Source organism: Pseudoalteromonas sp. APC 3691 (assembly GCF_030408135.1).
In the GTDB taxonomy this organism is placed as follows: Bacteria; Pseudomonadota; Gammaproteobacteria; order Enterobacterales; family Alteromonadaceae; genus Pseudoalteromonas.
The window spans coordinates 36,707-57,424 of record NZ_JASDCB010000023.1 but is presented as its reverse complement, the minus strand read 5'-3'; the positions used below and the strand labels follow the sequence as shown (position 1 = coordinate 57,424).

Here is a 20,718-nt window from a genome sequence, read left to right as displayed (position 1 = left end):
CCAATGAGTATGTTCGTTAATCATAATGTGCCCTCAAACAAGATTTGAAGATCTGATCATGACATTGAGATTTAGTTCAAAAAAATCCCCGCTAATTTCTTAGCAGGGATTTGTGTATAAGAGACAGCTTCTTAAGTGGCTTTGTTGTTTTTAATTTGTGTTAATTTACGAATAGGGAAGGCTCACTTGTACGTTTAAGCCGCCCTCTATTTTGTTATGTAAACTTATATGCCCTTGATGCGCCTCTGCTATTTCTCTGCATAAAGCTAGCCCTAAACCACTCCCCGTACTTTTTGTTGAATAAAAGGGCACTAAAGCATTTGCCATTACTTGCTCGCTCATTACTTTGCCGCAGTCGCTTACATTTATAACACATGCTTGGGGTACAAACTCGACCTGAATATGTATTTCATTGGCATTGGAGCCTGACTCGTGTGAATTTTTTAATAGGTTTATCAGCAGCTGCTCGAGTTGGGCTTGATCAGCTTGTAATTCATTGTGTGAATTTTTTATTTCGTAGCTAAATTGCCAGTGATTTTTTAAATTATTGAGTGTGTTTTGCCAGTTAATCCGTGTTTTTTGTGGCTGAGGTAATTTAGCAAACTTGCCATAGCCTTGTACAAATTCAGTTAAATGACTAATTCGCTCATCAATAGTTGCAAATACACGGGCAAGGCGGGGCTCATCGACTTTATTTGCGAGCAATTGTGCGCTGTGTAACATGGACGACATTGGGCCGAGTGAATTATTTAATTCGTGGCTGATAATGCGTATTACCTTTTTCCACACGGCAACTTCTTGGCGACTAAGCTCACGGGTCAATTGTTTAAATATATATAAATGATGCTTTTGGTTATTGAGTAAAAACTCCCCGGTGGCTAAATGCCAAGTTTGCGAGTCTTGATTCTCTATTTCTATATTAAAGAGGCCATCAACACCGTGCTCTATAGCTGCTATTAATTGCAGAGGGGAATTTTCGAGTAACTTACTTAGTTTCATACCTTCAAGGCGAGTTGCGCTATTAAATAAACTACGGCTAATTAAATTACTAAATACCACCGTATTATTATCATTGACCAGCAGTAGCGCTTGCGGCGAGCTTTGCAATACTTTATCAAGCATTAACTCGCGCTGGTAAATCCATTGTTTTTCTTGGCGAAGCTGTTTAGCGGTTTGATTATAAAGTCGGCATAGTTTTCCAAGTTCATCATTACTTTTATACGCTAGTAAGCTGGATAGCTCACCATCTTTAAAATTAAGCAACCCGGTTTCGAGCGATTGCATGCCAAGCTTTATTGGCTTGGTGAGAGCTCTTGAAAGCAAGGTGCTAAATGCAAGCGTTAGTAATATTAAAAACAGAGTGTAGTACATATCAAAACCACTAAGTGCGGCAATAATAAAAACAGGCAGCGCGCTACAAAGTGAGCAAATTAACACAACCTTTTGGCTTAGGGTAAAGTGGCTAATAATGTTTGGCATTAATAATCAATACCCATTTTTTGTAATCGCCTGTAAAGTGCTTGTCGGCTTAAACCAAATTCACGGGCCACTTTGGCTATAACACCTTGATGAGCGCGCATTGCGTGTTCTATTTCCTGTTTGGTCGGCTCTGCTTTTGCTTCTTGTTGAGCAGTAACCGATGACGAAAGTGCAAAGTCATCGACTGTAAGCGCACCTGTTGGTTTTAGTACCGCTACACGTTTACAAGCATTTTCTAGCTCTCGAACGTTACCCGGCCATTTGTACTGTTGGAGTGCTTGCTCTGTGTTTATAGTCAGCTCTCGGTGAGGTAAAAAAATGGCTAATAAGTGCTAAAACATCATCTTGCCTTTCGCTTAGGGCAGGCACATTGAGCTCAATTACATTAAGGCGATAATATAAGTCTTCCCTAAATCGACCTTGTTGAATTGCTTGTAGTAAGTTTTCGTTAGTGGCCGATATAACCCGCACATTTACCTTTCGTGTTTGTGTTGAGCCTAAACGTTCAAACTCGCCGGTTTGTAGTACGCGTAGTAATTTTATTTGTCCTGAAAGTGGTAAATTACCAATTTCATCTAAAAATAACGTACCGCCATCAGCTGCTTCAAATCGACCAATACGTTGTTTGGTTATCCCCGTGTATGCGCCAGCTTCAGCGCCAAAAAGTTCGGCCTCTATAAGTTCTTGCGGTAGTGCACCGGCGTTTACCTTAATAAAAGGTTGCGATACAAGTGGGGAGTTTCTTTGAATAATATGCGCAATACACTCTTTGCCACTACCATTAGGGCCTGTAATTAATGCAGATATATCAGATTTAGCCACTTGAAGCGCCATAGTAACCAGTCGTTCCATAGCCGTGCTTTTAAATATTAGCCCGGCAAGGTCTGCGCTTTTAAATGTACCTTCACGCTCTTGTTGATGGCGATTATGTGTAGCAACTGTTTTTTTAGCACTGCCTAGCTCTATTAAGTTACTGATACAAACGAGTAGTTTTGCATCATCCCAGGGTTTCGGTAAGTAATCAGCAGCACCGGCTTTTACAAACTCAATGGCGGTGGCAAGTTCGGTCCAAGCTGTAATAAGTATAATAGGTAGGTGTGGGTTTATTTCTCGTAGTTCATAAAACAACGTTTTACCTTCTTCGCCAGAGGTGGTGTCACTGGTAAAGTTCATGTCTTGAATTACAAGCTCAATTCGTTGATAGCGAACTATTTGCAGAGCATCAAACGGGTTTGTGGCTGTGACTACCGAAAAATCGTGGATCTCGAGCAACAATGAAAGTGCGTCGAGTACTGCTTGGTTATCATCAACAATGAGTATTTTATCAGTCATAGGTTATTTTTATAATTTTTTAATGTCTACACTGCCTTACTAAGCAGTGTAGCATAGTGATTTACATATTATTAAATAGTGCGAGTTGCGATACTGGGCGAAATATTGGCAGCGCGTTTAGCCGGCGCTAATACTGCAAGTAAACTCATTAAAAATACGGCAATGGCGGTAACGGCTATATAACTTGGCGGTAGTGCGGCTACAGAAAAATACTGCATTAACATTTTCCCAAGTAGTATTGCTGTTACTACACCTAAGGCTAAACCTAGGCTACAAATTAATGCATTTTCTACTAAAAAGTAGCTAACAATAGCTGACTTTCTTGCGCCAAGTGCTCTGCGTGTACCAATTTGCTTAGTACGTTTGCTAATATTAAATAAGGTTAAGCCAAAAATACCGAGAGCGGTTATAAGCACTAAAATAGTGATTAATACTATGAGCATGCGCATCATAAGGCGATCTTGAGCGGTATACTCATTTTTTAATTCATCAAGCCCTTTAATGTTGTTAATAACGCGTTTGCTGTAATTTTCGAGCATGGCATTTTCTATTTCTTTCATTACAGCTGCTCGCTGACCAGGCTTAGTACGAACGGCAACTTGTGCATAACTTGCTGCTTTAATATAAGGAATAAACGCAAGATTATCGGGTTTACTGTCTTTGAGCCACGGGCCTTTCATGTTTCCGATCACGCCAATAATTTTAAGTGGTAGGTCGCCAAAATAAACTATTTTCCCTAAACCATCTCCATCAGGGTAGAGCTCATCAAGTAAGGCTTTAGTGACTATAGTGACGTTGGTGCGCTTTTGTGTAATTTCGTTTGTAACGAGTACTTCATCTTCGGTAAAGTTTCGCCCTGCAATTAAGTTAACGCCGTAGGTATTAATTGCGTGGTCATCTATAAAAAAATAAGCGGTCCTGACACTTAGGCCTTCTTGTGGAGCAGGTTTTAAATTAAAGCTCGAAGCGCTGCCACTCCCTGATAGTGGAATACTACTGCTTAATGCGGCATCGACCACGCCTGGCATTTTTCTAAGCATGCTTTCATCAAGCTCAAACTGCTGACTTAAGTTAATATCAGTACCAAAGGTCATTACATTAAACTTAAATATATCTTGTTCAGGGTAGCCCGTTTCTTGGTTTAAATAGCTAATTCTGTCTTGAATGATAAATGCAGCATTACTGACTATTGCCGTTGTGATTGCAATTTGAATTAGCAGTAATACAGCGCCCACCTTTGAGCGGCATAAGGCGTTGAATATAGGTTTTATTTCTAACATTGTGACATTCCTTATTGGCTCTTAAGATAAATAGCAGGATTGGTTTTACACACTAGCCAAGCTGGGTACAAACCAGCCAAAATGCAGGTTATAATTGCAATCAATGGGGCGCTCAATAGCATGGTTAAATCCATTGTCGCTAAGTTTTCATAGTAGTCGTAGCTTTGCCCTACGCCCATTAAGCCAAGTTGTGCTAGTACAATTCCTAGCATGCCACCTATAAAGCCAAGCATGGCGACCTCAACTAAGTGCTGTAAAAATATTTGCCTTTTACTAGCACCTAATGCGCGTCTTACACCTACTTCTGGCGCTCTGCGTAAAAACTTAGCTAAAAGTAAACCTAAAATATTGGCTAAGCAGACACCTAAGAACATAAAGCTCAGGCCCACTAAAATTTTATTGTCTTCGGTGACGACGTTGTTGTATTGCATCCATTGGTTTACATCGCGAAGTTTATACTCAAGTTCTTTACGATTAAATCGACCACGTTTTTGTTGTTCTTGCATATAGGCTAATAAGTAATTTTGATAGGCTTGTTTTTGTTCAAGCGTATTTAGCTCTGCCCAAAACTGGATCCATACTTGCTCAGATTGCAGTTTATCTGCAAAGGTTGGTGTGTTTTCGTGTTTCCATCCATTGCTATTGCCCCAACTTACGAGCTCTTTTGCCTTTATTAAGCTAAAGGGCATAAATAACTCTTCTACTTGATTAAATGCACCGTTATTTAAATCATAATATTTAATATTGAGAGGCCAATGGTTAATAACACCAACTACTTGATAGCTTGCATCATCTAAGTAAATCAGCTTGCCGACAGAGTTTTTTCCTGCAAATAGTTTCTCGTTTATCTCTTGGGTAATAACAACCACAGGTGCAGCTGAGTCTTCTTGCTCTTTGCTCCAAGCTCCACCGTACAAAAATGACAAATTAAAAATGCTAAAAAAGTCAGGCGTTGTCATGCGAGCATTACCTATAAAAGGTTTTATTTTGTCGGAGTCTAAATAAGCTGAAAAGCCGGTACGCATCATAGCCACTTTTTTCTCTGACGTGGGTGCGTTTAATAAGTTATCTGCATCTTGATAGGTCAGTTGCAGTGGCATGTTATCTTCTGTCCACCACGTACTACCATCGTCCATTGTTTGTAATTGCACACTGTAAAGTTGGCTGCTTTTTTCTGGGATAGGATCGGCCGACATCATATGATAAACACTAAGGCTGGTCATTGTTATGCCTATACCTATCGCAATGGCAAGTACCATTAAAAAGCTAACCAGTGGGGTGCGCTTGAAGCTGCGCCAACTTAAATCTAAATAATGAATAAACATTAGTTAAACCCCCGATGCTGTTTTTATAGTTTGCGCGCCCTGATAAAGCGTAAAGTCGGCAAGCTGCCCATCAACTACTTGAATATTACGCGGAGCACGGCGGGCTAATTCGCTATCATGCGTTACCATTACAATAGTGGCACCGTCGCGATTGATTTGTTCAAGTAACTCCATAACTTGGCGAGCCATTAAGCTGTCAAGGTTACCTGTTGGCTCATCGGCAAGTAAAAAACGAGGTTCACCAGCAAGCGCACGGGCTATTGCCACACGTTGTTGCTGGCCACCAGAGAGTTGTTGAGGTAAGTGTTTAGCGCGAGATGCTAAACCAACTTGTTCAAGGCATTGCTCAATTCGACGTTTTCGCTCATTTGCTTTAATCCCTCTGTAGCGAAGAGGAACTTCTATGTTTTCATATAAATTTAAATCGCGGATCAAATTAAAACCTTGGAATATAAAGCCAATTTTTTGATTACGTAAATCAGCACGTTGGTTATCGTTTAGGCTGCTAACATTAACGCCATCCAACAGGTATTCACCTTCGTTAAAAGGCTCGAGCATACCTGCAATATTTAAAAAGGTTGTTTTTCCTGAGCCGCTAGGACCGGTAACAGCAATAAATTCGCCTTCGTTTACTTGCAGATTAAAATCTCGAAGCGCATGGGTTTGTACCATTTCTGTTTGGTATACTTTACTTACATTGTTCATTTGTAACATGATTGTTCCTAATTATTTTTAGCGTTGGTTGAGAACGTCTGTTTAATTTAATAAAATCGTGTTGGCTTGCTTAAAGTCGCTGTAGCTTGAAATAATAATTTCATCGTTTTCTTTTAGTCCGCTTAAAAGCTCAACCGCATTAATGCTGGTGGCGCCTATTGTAATAGATATACGCTTTGCGATATTGCCATCGACTTTATAAGCTATAATTCCGCCTTGCTGCATAAATGCACCACGCTTTACTTGCATTACACCTTCTCGGTTGTCGAGTAAAATACGTGCAGTTAAGCGTTGGTTCTGACGAATGTTGTTAGTAACACCTTTAAACCGGACGCGTGCGGTTACTTCACGATTATTAACTTCTGGTGATATGGCGGATAAATTCCCCATCACTGTTTCATTGCCTAACTTAAGCTCTACTTCCATACCGAGTCCTAATTCGTTTGCGTAACTTTCAGGAACTTGGAGTTCGGCTTCAAAATTACTTAAGTCGACGAGAGTCATAAGAGGTTGGCTTTGCGTCACAGCGGCTTTTTGTTGCACTAATAGGTTACCCACGATCCCAGTAACGGTAGCCTTAATAGATAGGTTGCTTACTTTTCGGATTAAGTCATCAACAATAAGTTGTTGGCGGGTCACATCACTTTTAGCAGCTTGTAGTTCAAAAGCGAGCGTGTCTTTGGCAAGCAATACCTCTTGCTGCGCATGCTTATAGGAGAGCTTAGCTCGGGATAATTCATCAACTGCTTTTTCTAGATCAATTTGGCTAATTAAGTGCTTTTGTATTGATAACTGTGCGCGACGATTTTCGCGCTCAGCGGCGTTAAGCTCAACTTGTGCCATATCGAGTGTTTTATTTAAGGTGAGTGTTTGGCGTCTTGCTTGCAAATGTTGCCTTTGCTGTTCGCCTTCAAGTCTTTTAAGTACAGACTCCTGTTGCTTCAATTCATTAGTTAACTCAGGGCTTTGCAGCAGGGCAAGTGTGTCGCCTTGCTTTACTGTATCGCCGGCCTTTACTTTTAAATCTATAAACCCCCGTTCTGGACTGTAGATTTTAGGAGCATTAGCAGCAACAATTTTACCACTGGCGGCAATGTCTCGAATGAGCGCCTTAACATGTACTTTTGCAATCTGTACTTTTGAGCGGCTAATAGAGCTTTTAGCGCTATGGCTCGTTAAAAAAATATAAGCAATTGCAGAGACCACAATGAAAACAATCGCAGTGATTATCGCGTATTTTTTATAGCTTATAGGTGCCTTTACTTGTACGTCTTGTGCGCTGGTATCTTTAATCATTTAATTTCCCCTAAATTGCTTTTATGTATTTTTCGCACAGCAGTAATAAAGCTGCTGTGCAAATAGCGGCAATAGGAGAGAGTAAAAATAAGCTTAGAGTAAACATAGTAATTCCAATTAGCGATTATATGTAAAGCTATACGATTAATATGCCAACTATTATCACATTGATATTAAAGTGCTTTTTATTTTTTGTTCATGAAAATGATGTCCGCATCGGACACCGCTTTAAATAAAAATTCACTATTAATGTACAAAAAATGACATGAACTTTCATAACTATACTAATGAGCAGCAATAATCGGGGATGTTAAGCCATTAAAGTAATGAAATACCATAAAACTATCTAAATGTTAACTGAATAGCCCTTCATTTGTTGAATACTTATTCACTTTTACTCGCCTTTACGTTTACGTAAGCTGCACCTTTGGGTGCTTGTGTTTTTTACAATATGTTAAACTTGACACCAGTGTCATGAAAAAATAGTGGTTAAAATAACGCTAAATGTTAAAAATAATGATAAAAAGAAATCTTGCTATGAAGTGAGAAATATTCAAGAATGTGAATATGTATTCAAAGTGCTATTGACTCTATTTAAGATAGAGGCTAGTTTTGTCCGTCTGTTAGCAAATCGTCGAGCAGTTCATCCACGCTAACAGTGCAGCAAGGGGAGGGGTCTATGTTATACGACTCAAAGTTAGAAAAAGAAAATTGTGGCTTTGGCTTAATAGCCCAAGTTAATGGTCAAGCTAGTCATAGGCTTATTCGTACTGCTATTACGGGGCTTGATCGCATGCAGCACCGTGGCGGTATATCTGCCGATGGTAAAACAGGTGATGGCTGTGGTTTATTATTACAAAAACCAGATAGCTTTTTCCGTGCAATTGCCAGTGAACATAATTGGCACTTAGGCAAAAACTACGCAGTGGGTATGATATTTTTAAATTCAGACCCTGTTTTAGCACAAGCTGCAAAACAAATACTTAGCGAAGAATTAGAAAAAGAAACGCTAAATATTTTAGGTTGGCGTGTTGTACCAACCGACCCATCTATGTTGGGTCCTATTGCTGTACAGCAATTACCAGGTTTTGAACAAATTTTTGTTAGCGCGCCAGAAGGTTGGCGTTCTAAAGACTTAGAGCGTCGCTTATATGTAGCACGCCGCCGCGCTGAAAAGCGCATTGTTGATGATGAAGCTTTCTATATCGCAAGTCTATCTGGTTTGGTAACTATCTATAAAGGCTTAATGATGCCTGCGGATTTACCTAATTTTTACCTAGATTTAGCTGATATTCGTATGACGAGTGCGATTTGTGTTTTCCATCAGCGCTTTTCTACTAATACTCAGCCGCGTTGGCCTTTAGCTCAACCTTTCCGCTATTTAGCACACAATGGTGAAATTAATACTATTGAAGGTAACCGCCAGTGGGCACGCGCACGTTCTTATAAATTTGCGTCACCGCTTATTCCTGATTTACAAAGCGCAGCGCCGTTTGTAAACGAAACCGGTTCTGATTCATCAAGCCTAGATAATATGCTTGAGCTATTTTTAGCTGGCGGCATGGATTTATTCCGCGCTATGCGTATGCTCGTGCCGCCTGCATGGCAGAAAAACCGTGCAATGGACGACGATTTACGTGCATTTTACGACTTTAACTCTATGCATATGGAACCATGGGATGGCCCGGCAGGTATTGTTATGTCGGATGGCCGTTTTGCGGCGTGTAACCTTGACCGTAATGGACTACGCCCAGCACGTTATGTAATTACACAAGATGGTTTTATTACGCTTGCATCAGAAGTGGGTATTTGGGATTACACTGCCGATGAAGTGGTTGAAAAAGGCCGTGTTGGTCCAGGTGAATTATTAGTTATTGATACTAAACTTGGCAAAATCTGGCACTCGGATGAAATCGATCAAGATTTAAAGTCTCGCCATCCTTACAAGTCATGGCTTGAGGAGAACGTTAAACGTTTAGTTCCATTTGAAGAACTTACCGAGCAAGACGCTGGTAATCGCTCATTTGATGACGAAACGCTAGCTAAATATCAAAAAATGTTTGGTTATACCAACGAAGAGCTTGATAGCGTTATTCGTGTAATGGGTGAAAACGGCCAAGAAGCGACAGGCTCAATGGGTGATGACACGCCATTTGCTGTGCTTAGTGAAGGGCATCGTTCACTTTATGATTACTTCCGCCAAAAATTTGCGCAAGTAACAAATCCACCTATCGATCCACTACGTGAAAACCATGTAATGTCGCTTGCAACCTGTATTGGTAGTGAGCAAAACGTATTTAACGAAACAACGGGCCACGCTAAGCGCCTACAGTTTGATACACCAATTTTAATGTACGCAGACATGCAGCAGCTATTAAATGCTGATGAAGCGCACTACAGCTACTGTAAAATTGATATTACCTATACAGTTGAAGAGGGTTTAGAAAACGCGGTTACGCGTATTTGTGACCAAGCACAAGAAAAAGCAGCTGCGGGCTGTATCATGCTTATTTTAACTGACCGTAACTTTGATGAAATAAATTTACCAATTCCAGCAGCTATGGCTGTAGGTGCGGTACAAAAACGCTTAGTTGATAACAACTTGCGCTGTGAATCAAATATTATCATTGAAACTGGCAGCGTGCGAGATGCGCACCAGTTTGCTGTGCTATTAGGTTTTGGTGCTACGGCAATTTATCCATACCTTGCGTATGAATCGTTAGTTGCGATGAGCGACAGCAAAATTATTGATAAGTCGTATTGCGAAGTGACCCTTGCTTATCGTAAAGCCATTAATAAAGGCTTATACAAAATTATGTCTAAAATGGGCATAAGTACGGTTGCATCATATCGCTGCTCAATGTTGTTTGAAGCGGTTGGTTTATCTGACGCTATTGTACAAATGTGCTTTAAAGGTGTGGCAAGTCGCATACAGGGCGCATGCTTTACCGACTTTGATGACGATCAGCAAAGCTTACACAAACTCGCTCTAAGTAAGCGTAAATTATTAAGCCACGGCGGCTTGTTTAAGTACGTACATGGCGGCGAGTATCATGCTTATAATCCTGATGTAATCCAAACCCTGCAAAAAGCAGTTCGTTCTGGTGAATATAGTGATTACAGTGAATATGCAAAACTTGTTAATACGCGTCCTATTGCCACTTTACGTGACATGCTTGCGCTTAAAATTCCAGAGCAAGGCATTAGCATCGATGATGTAGAGCCTGCAGAAAACCTATACAAGCGTTTCGATTCAGCAGCAATGAGTATTGGTGCATTATCGCCAGAAGCGCATGAGGCTCTAGCAATTGCAATGAACCGCTTAGGTGGTTGTTCAAACTCTGGTGAAGGCGGTGAAGATAAGCTGCGTTATGGTACCGAGAAAAACTCGCGTATTAAGCAAGTCGCTTCAGGTCGATTTGGCGTAACGCCGCATTACTTACGCAGTGCTGACGTTATTCAAATTAAAGTAGCGCAAGGTGCAAAACCAGGCGAAGGCGGTCAATTACCGGGTGAAAAAGTAACCCCATATATTGCTAAGCTTCGTTATTCGGTTCCAGGTGTTACGTTAATTTCGCCACCACCACATCACGATATTTACTCAATTGAAGATTTAGCACAGCTAATTTTCGATTTAAAACAAGTAAACCCTAAAGCACTAATTTCTGTGAAACTGGTTTCAGAACCAGGCGTAGGAACCATTGCGACAGGTGTTGCTAAAGCGTATGCCGATTTAATTACTATTTCTGGCTACGATGGCGGTACAGGCGCAAGCCCACTTACTTCAGTTAAATATGCAGGTAGCCCATGGGAGCTAGGACTTGCTGAAACGCAGCAAGCCCTTGTTGAAAATGGACTGCGTCATCGCATTCGCTTGCAAACAGATGGTGGCTTAAAAACAGGTTTAGATATAATTAAAGCGGCAATTTTAGGTGCAGAAAGCTTTGGCTTTGGTACTGGTCCAATGGTTGCGCTTGGTTGCAAATACTTACGAATTTGCCATTTAAACAACTGTGCGACAGGTGTTGCAACACAAGACGAAACACTTCGTCAAAAGCATTACCACGGCTTACCAGAAATGGCGATGAACTACTTTAAATTTATAGCGCAAGAAGCACGTGAAATCATGGCAAGCTTAGGTGTTGTAAACTTAACTGATTTAATCGGTCGTTTAGATTTGCTTGAAGCAATTGAAGGCAAAACAGCAAAACAGAAGAAAATTGATTTATCTTCCGTAATTGCTCAGCCTAATAACCCAACAGGTGAAACACTTTATTGTAGTGCGCCTAATAGCTCACATTATTTAGGAAAACTTAATGAGAGCCTACTTGCTAAGGCGCAAGAAGCAATTGATGCTTCAAGCGGTATTTCACTAGTAAGTCGTATTTGTAATACGGACAGATCGGTAGGTGCAATGCTTTCTGGCTATATTGCCGATAAATATGGCAACCAAGGAATGGCGGCAGATCCTGTAGCAATTGAGCTACACGGTACTGCGGGTCAATCATTTGGTGTGTGGAATGCCGGTGGCCTTGAAATGACACTGGTTGGCGATGCAAACGATTACGTAGGTAAAGGCATGGCGGGTGGCAAGTTAGTTATTCGTCCACCACTTGGCTCGTCGTTCGAAAGTCACAAAGCCACAATTGCAGGCAACACATGTTTATACGGTGCAACAGGCGGCAAACTATTTGCTGCAGGTTGTGCAGGCGAGCGTTTTGCAGTTCGTAACTCAGGTGTGCAAGCGGTTGTTGAAGGTGTAGGTGACAACTGTTGTGAATACATGACCGGTGGCGTTGTATGTGTACTGGGTAATGTAGGCGTTAACTTTGGCGCGGGTATGACAGGTGGTTTTGCTTATATTTTAGATGAGCGAAATGATTTTGAAAAACGCATTAATCCAGAGCTTGTCGAAATAGTAACACTAGACGAATTAACGTCGCATCAAGAACATTTACGCGGCTTAATTGCTGAGCATTTAGAGCTTACGGGTTCGTGCAGAGCAGAAAGTATTTTGGCTAACTTTGAATTGTACTTACCGATGTTCAAATTAGTAAAACCAATATCAAGTGACTTAAAAAGTTTACTCGGGCATCGCGCTCGCAGTAGTGCCGAACTACGTGTTCAGGCGCAATAAGGGGGCAGTATGAGCGAAAATGTATATCAATTTATAGACGTGCAGCGTGTAGACCCACGCAAAAAACCAATCTCGTCACGTAAAAAATCTTTCGTAGAAATTTACGAACCCTTTTCAGAGAATCAGGTTAACTCACAAGCTGACCGTTGTTTAGATTGTGGTAACCCATACTGTGAGTGGAAATGTCCAGTACATAACTACATTCCACAATGGTTAAAGTTAATACGCACGGGCCGTATTATAGAGGCGGCTGAGCTTTCTCATCGTACAAATAGCTTACCAGAGGTTTGTGGGCGTGTTTGCCCACAAGACCGCTTGTGTGAAGGCTCGTGTACGCTCGATGAAGAGTTTGGTGCTGTTACAATTGGTAATATTGAAAAATACATTACTGATGAGGCATTTAAAATGGGCTGGAAGCCTGATATGTCTTATGTAACATGGACTGACAAAAAAGTAGCCATTATTGGTGCGGGCCCTGCAGGTTTAGGGTGTGCTGATATTTTAGTGCGAAATGGAGTTAAACCAGTAGTGTTTGATCGTCACCCAGAAATAGGTGGACTACTCACATTTGGTATTCCTTCTTTTAAACTTGAAAAATCAGTAATGCAAAAGCGCCGTGAAATTTTCACTGAAATGGGCGTAGAATTTAAGTTAAATGTTGAAGTAGGTGTTGATATTGCACTTGATCAAATTTTAGCTGATTACGACGCTGTGTTTTTAGGGGTTGGTACGTATCAGAGTATGCGTGCAGGTCTTGAAAATGAAGATGCATCGGGTGTTCACGATGCATTGCCGTTTTTGATTGGTAACACGAACCGTGTAATGGGCTACGACGAGACAAAACAACCGTGTATTGATATGGCTAATCAAAAAGTAGTTGTACTTGGCGGTGGTGATACAGCGATGGACTGTGTGCGTACGTCTATTCGACAAAATGCTGCAAAAGTAACGTGTGCTTATCGTCGTGATAAAGAAAATATGCCAGGCTCTAAACGTGAAGTTAAAAATGCGAAAGAAGAAGGCGTTATATTTACGTATAACGTTCAGCCTAAAGGCATTGTACTGAACGATAAAGGTAAAGTGACCGGCGTTAAAATGGTTAAAACTAAATTAGGTGAACCTGACGCAAAAGGCAGAAGCCGTGCTGAAGAAGTACCTGGTTCAGAACATGTTATTGAAGCAGATCAAGTTATTATGGCGTTTGGTTTCCAGCCTCACAAAATGGATTGGTTAGAAAAATACGATGTAGAAATAAACAACTGGGGCGGTATTAACGCACCAGAACAAAGTGAGTTTACACATCAAACGACTAACCCTAAAATATTTGCTGGTGGCGATATTGTGCGTGGTTCAGATTTAGTGGTAACCGCTATTTTTGAAGGACGTAATGCTGCAGAAGGTATTATGGATTATTTAAAAGTCTAATTGTTCGTATTAATAAAATGAATAAGAAGCAAGCCAACTGGCTTGCTTTTTTATTTGTTTTATCCAAATGTAATGTCAACGTAATTAGTGACAAATGGTGCTATATTTATACCATCTCTTGTATGGCTTTCTTGAGCAACACCTTTTGTTAGTAACTTCATGTAGTAACCTTATATAGTAACTTTCAAAGAAACTGCTTTGTTATTATGGGTTGTTCTTTATAAGCCAAATGCGATTTCTTTGGGTATCTACTAAGCGGCTTTCAGGGCTCGTTTCATATATATAAACGTTATCGACACTTCTTTCTTCTATGTCGTTTATATACTCTAATACCAATTTGGTTAATTAAGTGATCTATTTTGAGATAACAAAATTATGTCGATAATGGGGCTAAAGTTTTGCTACTTAGGTGTTCTCGGCAATTACCTCTACATTGCTTTGTATTCATGCAGTCGTATCTCGAAAGTTTTAACACAGTTAGTGCCAAGTTCAATCCTTGAAATTGATTGAGTATTATTGCGGATTGGTATAATGCGTGTATTTTCTTGTAGCGGCACTTTTATTGATTAATGTGTTATTTGCTGGGGCCAGGCACAATTCATAGAATAGTTACTACCAACTTTAACTGTGCAGGTTTATATATTCTTTGACTACCAGTCAGTTCGATTATTGCAGGAATAAAAGGGCGTACTTATATAATTTTAGTAAATGGTATTAGTGCCAAGCAATTTAATATCGTAAAAATGTACTTACCTGAGATAAATGCAAGAGGCTAAAAATATGTGCACAATTGTCAGTGTTAATTACTAACCTTAATAGTTGATTTAAATATAAAGTAGGTTCATTATTGCACGCTGTTTACGGTTTGCTTACTTTATATCTATAAGTTTGCTTTTATATACAAATAAAATAAATAGAAATTATGTACGAATACTCAAACAATTTAGAAATTAAGCTCATTGTTCGGTTCTTTTCCTCAATAGGGTTTATAGCAACGTTTTCGATGGCTAGCTTGGCATTTATTAACAACAGCTATTTATTAGCATTTACTTTGGTTGTTTCTTCGTTTGTTTACTTATCGGCGTTTAATATAGGTAGAGGTGTAGAGAAGTCTGCAACTGTAATTTTATATAACCTGTATGCACTAATGTTTTATCTTGTACTTACAGGAGGAGCACAAGGTACAGGGCCTATATGGATATTTATAGTGTCTCCTGTTACTTATTCAATTCGAGGGCTTAAACGAGGGACGTTTGATATTGTTTTATTTTTATCGGCGATTGTTCTCGGTTTTTATTGCGCTGATACATTTAATATATATGACTACAATCCTGAGCAGTTTCCAGTCAGAATCATACTCGCTTTTATAATTGTTGCATCGTTGAGTGGTTATTACGAATTTTCAAGAGAAAAATACAGCAGTAAATTAATTGCTTTAAGCAAAAAAAATGAATTTTTAGCAACTATAGATCCACTCACCAACCTGCCAAACCGTCGCTATACCATGAATAAGCTTGTGGCTTTCAAAAGTGAGCTGAAAGATAATAATACTCCTTTTGTAATTTTATTAGCTGATGTAGATAATTTTAAAAAGATTAATGATCAATTCGGCCATGATTTTGGCGATGAAGCACTTATTCAGTTAGCTAAAACCTTTGATAAAAGTATTCCAAAAAATGCGATTGCATCACGTTGGGGCGGAGAGGAGTTTTTAATTGTTATTCCAGATGCAACAGTTGAGCAGGGGGAGCAAGTTGCAGAAAAAATCCACAACACCCTTAAAGCTTCAGCTGTGAGCTTATTTTCAGATAGTACCAATATTACGCTAAGTATTGGTGTTATCTCTGCAAGTGCCGAACGCTCAATTGATCTTGATATCAAGCGTGCTGATGAACTACTTTATAAAGCAAAAGCGCAAGGTAAAAACAGAACGTGTTCTTCTTAAAAGTTTATCTACTTTAATCCATTGAAAACGAATCAAGTGATGGCTTTATTTTAGCCTTTCTGCGCTTTACGCTCATGTAACACATTGCATTACAGGCAATCTGCATTGTAATTAATAGCCAATAACTGATGCCTAAGTCACTTAGGTTATTTATTTTTTCGCTAGTAAAGTAATAGGCTACGGCGATTATCTGAAGAACTAAAAAGCTATTTAAAAACCTCAGTAAGCGCTGTTTAAAGTAAGTATGCTTATATTTACTAAAAATTATTAAACAGCTGCTTAGCGCTAATAAAAACCAACTTAAAATGATACAAAAATTAACTAAAGTACTGTGCATTATTTAATCCTTCAAAGCTCTATTAACCAATATTAGGCATGGGCCATTATTAGTTCTTTAGCATTCGCTTTAGCTGTTTTACTGATATTATCACCACCAAGTAAGCGAGCTATTTCATTAATACGACCATCTTTATTCAAAGGCAGCATATGAGTGAACGTTTCGCCTTGTGCTATTTCTTTAGCTACAAAAAATTGTTGGTGTGCGCTACTAGCAACTTGCGGTAAATGGGTAACACAAATCACTTGAGTAGACTTACCTAACTGGCGCAATAGTTTGCCTACGGCTGATGCCGTAGGGCCAGAAATACCTACATCAACTTCATCAAAAATAAGCGTTGGGGTTGTTACTTTTTGGGCAATAATTACCTGTATAGCAAGGCTAATTCGCGAAAGCTCACCACCTGAGGCTACTTTAGCTAACGGCTGAAGTGGCTGCCCAGGATTAGTTGATACTAAAAACGACACATTATCGTACCCTAAGCTATTTGGTGCGCGGCTACTCTCTTGAGTTAAAGCTATTTCAAATACACCGTTTTCCATCGATAAATTAGCCATGCTTTCACTTATTAGTGTGTTAAGTGTATTAGCATACTCATAGCGACTTTTACTTAGTTCATCGGCAGCTTGCTTATAACTAAGTAACGCGCTTTCTATTTCTGACTCTAGTTGCTCTAGACGATTACTATTATTACTTATTGACTCAAGCTCTTGAGCAATCGATTGATGAAACTCAACTAGCTGCTGTGGTTTTATGTGATGCTTACGCGCTAAATCCATCGCACCGCTTAGTCTATTTTCTACTTCACCTAAACGAGCAGGGTCTAAATCTGCTTGCTCAGTATAATTTCGAACTTCACGGCTTGCTTCTTCAACTTGTACTGCGGCTTCACTAAGGAGCGCTGCTACGCCCGCTAAGCTTTCGTCGTATTGAGCCAGCTCAGCGAATTGTTGGGCACTGTGCTGCAGCATTGAACAAGCATTTTGTTCATCACTTTCATATAAATATTGTAATTCACGTTGGCACGATTCTAATATTGTTTGGCTATTACTAAGTTTGTAATGCTCGGCCTCAATTAAATCAAACTCACTTTCTTGTAAGGCAAACTCATCGAGCTCTGCAACTTGGTATTCTAACAATTGTTTTTGCGCTGCTTGTTGCTGCTGTTGTTGCTCTAAATGTTTAAATTCTTTTTGTAAGTTAGCAAACTGTTTATAGTTGTTATTTACATCATTTACTAAGTGGTGATGCCCTGCATAGGCATCTAAAAGCTGTAACTGATGCTCAGCTTTTAATAAGTGTTGGTGGGCATGTTGTCCATGAATAGATATTAAATATTGACCAAGTTCTTTTAATTGTGATGCGGTAACGGCACTGCCATTAATATAGCTTTTACTGCGTCCATTTTTGCAAACAACACGACGCAATAAACATTCATTATCGTCATTGTTTAGCATATGTTGCTCTAAAAACGATTGAGCTAGCGGTAAATCTGTTAGGTCAAATTGAGCGCATACTTCTGCTTTATCAGAGCTTGGGCGCACTGCTGATGCTTCAGCTCGTTCACCTAAACATAATGATAGCGCATCAATAGCAATAGATTTACCAGCACCTGTCTCGCCTGTGATCGCGGTCATACCGCTGCGCCATTCTGTGCTTAAATTACTAACAATTGCAAAATTTTTAACTTCTAAACCAATTAACATACTGTTTATCCATCCAGTCAATTAACTGTTAATTTATACAGTGTTTTGGTTTTTTGCAAATTAATTTTTTATTATTTATGCAACGCTTACATCTTGAGTAAATTGTGTATCAGAAGTTTTTGGGGAGGTATCAATTTGATCATCAACAATATCAGTAGTTTGTATAACGTCTTCGGTTTTAAGTAGCCCGATAAGTGGAGGTAAAGTATTTAGGTAAAAACTCTTATTGTATAAAATTCCTTGCTGAGGTAACTCAGATACAAAGTACTGTATATTATCAATCAATGGTTGGATTATATTCGTTTGATTAGTTTTAATTAACTCGTTGGACAACGTATTAATTAGTAGGTCAGCGGTATCTTCAAGTTGCTGTAAATTCTCTTCTGTATGCGATTGAACAACAAAAAAATTATTTACAATAGCTTGAATACGAGGAACGTATTTTGGGCGAATTATTTTAGCATCAAGAAGATCATTAAGTTTTACTCTAAGGCGTGAATTTACATGCGAAACACGTTCATTAAATAGCTTTTTTCTAGCTTCGATTGCTTTTTTGCGATTACTCTCAATTTTGAGGTAACTGTATAAAAGTGTAATTAATAGCAGTAAAGCAAAGAATACTACATAAGTCATTGCCGTTTGTTCCTGAAATGTTTAATTTTTAGTTGTTACTAATATTTTGCTCTATCGTTTAACTTTTGGCAATAAAATTAGTACAAACGACTACCCCAATTTAGTTTTGTACGTAAAACGTTGTAGTACGAGTAATTTTTTGGATGAATTAAGCGCAATTGTTTATCCGCTTTTTTAATTACTACCTCATCGCCGGGTAATACGGCAAGCACAACATGGCTGTCGCAACTTACTTGCAAGCTATCTGTATTTTCTAGGCTTAGCTTTAAGCGTACTTCGTTATCGGCATCGACCACTAAAGGTCTGCTAGATAAGGTATGAGGAAACATAGGCACTAACGATATTGCATTTAGCTCTGGCGTTAAAATTGGCCCGCCACCTGAAAGTGAATATGCCGTAGAGCCAGTAGGGGTTGATACTATTAAACCGTCAGAGCGCTGAGAGAACACAAAGTCATTATTTATAAAAGCTTCAAACTCAATCATATGCGCTACTTTATCGGCATGAAGTACCGCTTCGTTAACGGCAGAATTTGCACTCTTTAATTCGTTGTGGCGATATACTTCTACTTCTAATAAAAAGCGTTTTTCTTCAAGGTACTCACCACTGAGGACTTGCTCTAAGCTCGCTTCAAACCCTTCAGGGTTTAAATCAGTTAAAAAGCCAAGGTTACCTCTATTTACTCCAATTACAGCAATGTTAAAGCGCGCAAGCACGCGTGCAGCACCAAGCATGTTACCGTCACCGCCTACAACAATAGCTAAATCGGCTTGTTCTCCTAGGTCGACTAACTTAACAAGTTTGTCATGCGGGATATCGTCTAATTGACTCCCTGTGCGTTTTTCTACTATTACCTCAAAACCAAGCGCAAGTAGAAATGTATGTAAGCGCTGAAGGGTAGCAGCGGCTCCCGGGTGATTAGGTTTGCCAATTAGTCCAATGGTATTAAAAGGAGAGTCCATAATGTACGCACAAAAAGATTTAATAATTGTAGAGTAACTCAAAACAGAAGTGTTTGAAAATACAGATTATAGCAATATTATAAACCTTCAATTTTATTCGCAGTCAGTTAACTGCACGACTTGAAAAACAACTAGACGCCCCGATATCTCTTTCATGCAACAAGATGTAGATACCATGAAACTAAACTCACGAGATCAGCAAATTTTTTCAGCTGTTATGAACATGTACTGTAATGGTGAAGGCTTGCCTGTTCCATCAACAAAAATTGCCAAGCTCAAAGGCATGGCAGTATGCTCGGCTACGGTTCGTAATGCTATGGCTCGCTTAGAAAAAGTGGGGCTATTGTATTCACCTCATACATCTGCAGGACGAGTGCCCACAAATGAAGGGTTTGATTATTGGTTTGACGAGTTTTTTCCACTCGCTGACATTGCTAATTATTGGCAACCAGAGCAATCACAACTCGTTGAACTAGCACATGGTTTGAGCCAAAAATACCAAATATGTTGTTGTGTTGGTTTACCACAAGTCAGCTCGCAGCAAGTGTTTAGAGTAGAAGTGCTTGATTTTGATTCTACCGACTGGCTTATTCTATTAATAGACAGGGCTGGGCAGAGCCACAACATTTGTATTGATAAACCTCATGATTCGTCAGATTCTGTTCGTTATCAGTTTGCAACATGGTTGAACACCGTATTTAGCCAACAAACTCTTATGGAGGGTTTGTATCGTATGCAGGCGATGGCAAATACAGCGCCTCGAAATTGTCATGATTCGCTTAATCAATGGACGCGACAACTAAGTCAAAAATTAGGCTCAGATAATAGTATTGTAGTTGGCGAAAATTACCTCTATAAACAAATCGATTGTGAGCAAAGTTTAAATATTGGTGTTTCGTTTTTAAATTATGTAGAAGATAAACTCGCTTTTAAAAACGGTGTATCGGTACTTAATAGCGAAAAATTGCCTTTTACTGAGTGTGATGAATTGATCGTAATAAGCGTGCCGTACTTTCAAAATCAAGAATACCAAAGCCGCTTTTGTATAATTTGCCCTAAATCAGCGCAAATCGAAGAAATAATTCGAGAATTTAAATTAATTGAGGCATCTAACTCTTGAATCTTTTTATTCAATCCCCATAATTAC

The 20,718-nt window shown here is 39.4% G+C and carries 13 protein-coding genes and 1 pseudogene; 4 read left to right on the top strand and 10 right to left on the bottom strand.

Features of this window, described 5'->3' with window-relative positions; genetic code table 11:
- Positions 1–165: 165 nt before the first annotated feature.
- The 6 genes and pseudogenes from QL998_RS09560 to QL998_RS09535 form a co-directional block, all read right to left on the bottom strand.
- Positions 166–1,479 (bottom strand): ATP-binding protein, encoded by a 1,314-nt coding sequence (locus QL998_RS09560; RefSeq protein ID WP_182197875.1) that lies wholly within the window; start codon positions 1,477–1,479, stop codon positions 166–168.
- Positions 1,479–2,811, bottom strand: a pseudogene (locus tag QL998_RS09555) (sigma-54 dependent transcriptional regulator). The gene QL998_RS09560 and the pseudogene QL998_RS09555 overlap by 1 nt, the downstream one beginning before the upstream one ends.
- A gap of 71 nt (positions 2,812–2,882) precedes the next feature.
- Positions 2,883–4,091 (bottom strand): FtsX-like permease family protein, encoded by a 1,209-nt coding sequence (locus QL998_RS09550; protein WP_182197871.1) that lies wholly within the window; start codon positions 4,089–4,091, stop codon positions 2,883–2,885.
- Positions 4,092–4,102: 11 nt separating this feature from the next.
- On the bottom strand, positions 4,103–5,416 hold the full coding sequence (locus QL998_RS09545; RefSeq protein ID WP_182197869.1) for an ABC transporter permease: 1,314 nt from the start codon (positions 5,414–5,416) through the stop codon (positions 4,103–4,105).
- A gap of 3 nt (positions 5,417–5,419) precedes the next feature.
- Positions 5,420–6,130, bottom strand: a complete 711-nt coding sequence (locus tag QL998_RS09540; RefSeq protein ID WP_182197867.1) for an ABC transporter ATP-binding protein — start codon at positions 6,128–6,130, stop codon at positions 5,420–5,422.
- A gap of 42 nt (positions 6,131–6,172) precedes the next feature.
- Positions 6,173–7,426: an efflux RND transporter periplasmic adaptor subunit gene (locus tag QL998_RS09535; RefSeq protein ID WP_182197865.1), complete on the bottom strand. Its 1,254-nt coding sequence runs from the start codon at positions 7,424–7,426 to the stop codon at positions 6,173–6,175.
- A gap of 679 nt (positions 7,427–8,105) precedes the next feature.
- Between QL998_RS09535 and gltB the strand changes: the two genes are divergently transcribed.
- The 3 genes from gltB to QL998_RS09520 all read left to right on the top strand — a co-directional run bounded on the left by gltB (position 8,106) and on the right by QL998_RS09520 (position 15,933).
- Entirely contained in the window at positions 8,106–12,563 is a 4,458-nt protein-coding gene (gene gltB, locus QL998_RS09530; RefSeq protein WP_182197863.1) for a glutamate synthase large subunit, read from the top strand.
- A 9-nt stretch (positions 12,564–12,572) separates the two neighbouring features.
- A complete protein-coding gene (locus tag QL998_RS09525; RefSeq protein WP_024605343.1) occupies positions 12,573–13,988 on the top strand; it encodes an FAD-dependent oxidoreductase in 1,416 nt (471 codons plus the stop codon).
- Positions 13,989–14,910: 922 nt separating this feature from the next.
- A complete protein-coding gene (locus QL998_RS09520) occupies positions 14,911–15,933 on the top strand; it encodes a GGDEF domain-containing protein (RefSeq protein WP_259365701.1) in 1,023 nt (340 codons plus the stop codon).
- A gap of 13 nt (positions 15,934–15,946) precedes the next feature.
- Here QL998_RS09520 and QL998_RS09515 read toward each other — a convergent pair whose 3' ends face one another.
- From QL998_RS09515 to nadK, 4 genes are all read right to left on the bottom strand, one after another.
- Positions 15,947–16,270 carry a hypothetical protein gene (locus QL998_RS09515; RefSeq protein WP_004335381.1) on the bottom strand — a complete coding sequence of 108 codons (324 nt, stop codon included), beginning with the start codon at positions 16,268–16,270 and terminating at the stop codon, positions 15,947–15,949.
- Between the two features lie 32 nt (positions 16,271–16,302).
- Positions 16,303–17,976 (bottom strand): DNA repair protein RecN, encoded by a 1,674-nt coding sequence (gene recN / locus QL998_RS09510; protein ID WP_024604213.1) that lies wholly within the window; start codon positions 17,974–17,976, stop codon positions 16,303–16,305.
- A 75-nt stretch (positions 17,977–18,051) separates the two neighbouring features.
- Complete coding sequence (locus tag QL998_RS09505; protein ID WP_024604214.1) at positions 18,052–18,609, bottom strand: hypothetical protein; 558 nt, start codon at positions 18,607–18,609, stop codon at positions 18,052–18,054.
- A gap of 77 nt (positions 18,610–18,686) precedes the next feature.
- Positions 18,687–19,571, bottom strand: coding sequence for an NAD(+) kinase (gene nadK, locus QL998_RS09500; protein ID WP_004335384.1), 885 nt, complete (start codon positions 19,569–19,571; stop codon positions 18,687–18,689).
- 154 nt (positions 19,572–19,725) lie between these two features.
- On the opposite strand from nadK, the gene QL998_RS09495 reads away from it, so the two are divergent.
- Positions 19,726–20,691 (top strand): HrcA family transcriptional regulator, encoded by a 966-nt coding sequence (locus QL998_RS09495; RefSeq protein ID WP_024604215.1) that lies wholly within the window; start codon positions 19,726–19,728, stop codon positions 20,689–20,691.
- Positions 20,692–20,718: the final 27 nt, after the last annotated feature.